We start from the raw sequence: 2,874 nt of genomic DNA on the forward strand, positions 1-2,874 counted from the left end.
GAACTCATAAGCGATACTACACCACTTCTGCATGCTCTATTCAATGGTAGCTCGTTTAGGAAGACACATATTTATTGTTACACTGTTAGTACTACAATTTGGTTCGCGGCCAACTGATTTGCTCCAGCATTTTGGGATATTGAGTTAAGTGAGTTTCTCATAGTCTTTTTTTGTACACTTTTGAGCATATTTACTATTCTTAGTTTTTTGTTATTTCTAAATACCCAATATGTTCGAATGTGCAGATTGATGCTGGTGGTGTTATTAGAAATCGTCCAAGCAACCGGACACAAAAAAAGTTGTTTAAATCGCAATTTAAACAACTTTTTTGGCTCAAAGGATTATGTGTTTAAGAAATTGATTGTAGAGATTCTCGCCGTATTCTGTTGATTACGTGGGGGAGGTTCAACACAAAAGATATATCAAGCTTTTTGACGCGTTTAAATGATGACAAGCGGTTTATCTCCAAAGTGGCCAGTCTGTCAGTAAAGCATACCAACTTTTATGCAGGTTCGGATCAGAGTTCTCCTTGTTTAGTTGAGTCTATCGGCTAGTTCAAGACTTGATTAAGAAATCATCAAGGTTTTTACCAACGAGAGCAGAAGGGGTACGCCCTTGGCCCGTCCATGTTTTTATATCACCGTTTAGGTCGGTATAGCGATATTTGGGTGGTCTTGGAGTTCGTTTCTGTTTCGTTGTGGTTTTATTTGAAAGCAGCGCGGCCACATCCTCAATACTAAGCCCCGCTTTTTCGAGTTCTTTGGCGTAAGCTTTGAGCTTTTGTTCTTTTTCAGCTTGTGCAGATGCTCTCTGTTGCTCTTCTTCACGTATTTCTTCGACCACTTGGGTAAGTTTACTTAACATATCTTCAAGTTGTGTGAGTGCGTAACTACGCGATTGCTTTCGCAGTGAGCGAATATTTAATAGGGAGTCCATGAGTGCTATCCAAAAATAAAAGTAAGAGTAAGTATTGTAATTATCTTTTTGAATTAAACAACCGCATATGAATTAGGCTTTTCAGTTATCTACATAAGGAAGGAGGGAGACCGCGAGGAAAAAGTTCCCACCGATTGTGGTTAGGTGACCCGCCGAGCCGTGAGCTTATTATCATCAAGATGAACTAATAAAGGCTGTGCCCATGACGCCACCGCTAGTGAGAATAGAGGTGATGATAAAGGTAAAGAAAAAGCTTTTGTTTACGGGGATATAGCCGCTTATTGTGCGCTCAATTATTAGTTGGTTTTCGATATGGTGTTGCATAACGAGTTCTTGTATCTCATAGCTTAACGATTTATGAGAGGAGTATTGTGTTTTCTAGATGCTGTTACGTAGTAATGTTCGACTTCACTGGTGATGTCGAGGACACGATTAATTTTTTGTTGGAAGAAGGCATCAAACTCTATTGGGATAAGGACTAATGCATCTCGAATACCTTGGCTTTGGTGTGACAGACGCTCGTCCCTTCTAACACAGTTGTACCAAACTAATGGTGCAACCAGTAAGAGCAGGAGTAATCATCATTTCTATTAAAGTTGTCGGCATCGATATAGCCTTCAGTTTTACAATGCTGCCCTGAGTACTGCAATTGTTATAACTTTGCGTAGGTGCTCTAACTACTCATACCATGGTACTAACAGAAAACACGCTGAGATAGATTTCCTTTAAGCGCATGAGATTGACTAAAGAGCTTTAGTTGTTTCTCGTGTGTAAGCAAAAAAGAATGCGGTGTAGCCTGTTGATTGATTTCGTTAGATCAACAACCAACAAGGATGACACCACATGGACAACAATCATAACGTTACTGAGCTGCATAAACTAGACAACACGCTCAATGGACTGTTGAAATAAGGTGCGCAGTAATCATTGGCTCAAGCCATAAAAGCGGAGTTTTAAGCCTTGCTAAAGCAGTTCGCATCGTTCCAAATTGACGGAAAACAAGCAGTGATTCGCAATGGACATTTGCCTGAGCGCTCACCTCAGGTAGACCTTGGTGATATCATCGTTAAAGCGCCCAGAGTTTTTGATAGAACAGGGAGTTGGATTAAGTTCAACTGTCGATACGCAGCCTGCTCTGGATCCTTTTCTGAGCATGCAAGCCACGGGGTTGTCAGCAAATAGTGTTTCCCGCCTCAAGCAACAATGGGAAGCGGAATACGACCAGTGGCGCAAAAAGAGACCCGAGTAAACGACGGTATGTCTATGATCTGGGCTGGTGGCGTTTACAGCAAAGTATGTATGGATGACAATCTTTGCCTTCTGGTTGTTAGTGGTGTCTACGATACAGGCCCCAAGAAAGTGTTGGCGCTCGTTGACGGGTACCGAGAGTCAGACGTCAGTTAGCTTGAAGTTCTGTCGCAACTGACTTCAAAGGGTATGACCATCACTCCTGAACAATCGATTAGTGATGGTGTACCGGGCTTTGGGAATGCGGCCGTCAAACACTGGGCGATCACACGTCATCAGCGCTTCTGGGTACACAAAACCTCGAATGTATTGAATAAAGCTCCTAAGTCTGTTCAACCAAGAATGAAAGAGTCGCTTCACGATACCTAGAGGGCGAAAACTGAAAGGATTTAAGCTGCTCGCGGACGTTATCACTCCGACATGATGTTCGCAATCCAGAGGTAGAACAGCAGGGCGCCGTTTTGGATACCTTGTACTTTCCTGCTAAAGACTATGTTGCTATGTAGGGAAATAGTGAATCCTTTTGGATATTGGGTAAATGTAACACCTTGACTCTTAGTTAACTGTAATTTTCAAATTTATTGATTTTATTTATGTTTTCTTTTATAAAATACTCAGGGCGAACACTGATGTTGTGGTAAAAAAATATAATACGGACATTCGCCCAAGATACGTTTACCCCATAAACTG

3 protein-coding genes are annotated in these 2,874 nt (G+C 41.6%); 2 read left to right on the forward strand and 1 reads right to left on the reverse strand.

All coding sequences use genetic code 11. From position 1 onward, the window contains the following. Window positions 1–555: 555 nt before the first annotated feature. Window positions 556–936 carry an H-NS family histone-like protein gene (locus CAG69_RS15845; RefSeq protein WP_161445078.1) on the reverse strand — a complete coding sequence of 127 codons (381 nt, stop codon included), beginning with the start codon at window positions 934–936 and terminating at the stop codon, window positions 556–558. Window positions 937–2,160: 1,224 nt separating this feature from the next. Between CAG69_RS15845 and CAG69_RS15850 the strand changes: the two genes are divergently transcribed. After that, window positions 2,161–2,340, forward strand: a complete 180-nt coding sequence (locus CAG69_RS15850) for a hypothetical protein (RefSeq protein ID WP_161445080.1) — start codon at window positions 2,161–2,163, stop codon at window positions 2,338–2,340. 33 nt (window positions 2,341–2,373) lie between these two features. After that, window positions 2,374–2,553, forward strand: a complete 180-nt coding sequence (locus CAG69_RS15855) for a hypothetical protein (protein ID WP_161445082.1) — start codon at window positions 2,374–2,376, stop codon at window positions 2,551–2,553. Window positions 2,554–2,874: the final 321 nt, after the last annotated feature.

The sequence above is a fragment of the Vibrio sp. V43_P6S15P86 genome, from assembly GCF_009904725.1.
In the GTDB taxonomy this organism is placed as follows: domain Bacteria; phylum Pseudomonadota; class Gammaproteobacteria; order Enterobacterales; family Vibrionaceae; genus Vibrio; species Vibrio diabolicus.